Origin of the sequence: Planosporangium thailandense, assembly GCF_011947195.1 — a bacterium.
In the GTDB taxonomy this organism is placed as follows: domain Bacteria; phylum Actinomycetota; class Actinomycetes; order Mycobacteriales; family Micromonosporaceae; genus Planosporangium; species Planosporangium thailandense.
In genome coordinates this window covers 1-774 of record NZ_JAATVY010000086.1, presented here as the reverse complement: position 1 = coordinate 774, position 774 = coordinate 1, and the positions used below count along the sequence as shown (strand labels likewise).

Here is a 774-nt window from a genome sequence, read left to right as displayed (position 1 = left end):
CGAATCTTCACCTGATCATCGGCCCGGCCGACAAACTCCAGCCGACCGTCAGCCCGCCACCGCACCACGTCCCCGGTGCGATACATCCGCTCCCCCGGCACCCCGAACGGACAGGCCACGAAGCGTTCGGCCGTCAACCCCGGCCGGTTGAGGTATCCGCGCGCCAACCCGGCCCCGGCGATACACAACTCCCCCGGAGCCCCCACCGGCACCGGCCGCAACGCCTCGTCCAGCACATACACCCGCATGTTGTCCAACGGCCGCCCGATCGGCACCACCTCCGGCACCGCCGTAACGTCGGCCATCCGGTATGCGGTCGCGAACGTCGTCGTCTCCGTCGGCCCGTACCCGTCCACCACCACCAGACCCGCACACGCCGCCATCACCGCCCGCACCGCACCCGCCGGCACCACATCGCCGCCGGTCCACACCTCCCGCACCCCGGCCAGACAACCCGGATCCTCCTGCGCCACCACCCGAAACAACCCCGAGGTCAACCACAGCCCCGTCACCCCGAACTCGACGACAAGCCCCCGCAGCGCCTCCACATCCAGCTCCACCGGCGGCGCCACCACCACCCGACCACCATTGAGCAACGGCACCCACAGCTCATAGGTGGACGCGTCGAACGCCACCGACGAGTGCAACAACACCCGCTCGTGCCCACCACCGGCGAACCGCCGATCAAACGCGAGCGCGGCGACATCACGGTGGCGCACCGCCACCCCCTTCGGTGTGCCGGTCGACCCCGACGTGTACATGACGTACGCGAGG

1 protein-coding gene is annotated in these 774 nt (G+C 70.2%); it reads right to left on the bottom strand.

From position 1 onward, the window contains the following. The coding region (locus tag HC031_RS32230) for an AMP-binding protein (protein ID WP_338090935.1) at positions 1-719 on the bottom strand (719 nt) is incomplete at its 3' end. Positions 720-774 lie beyond the last annotated feature (55 nt).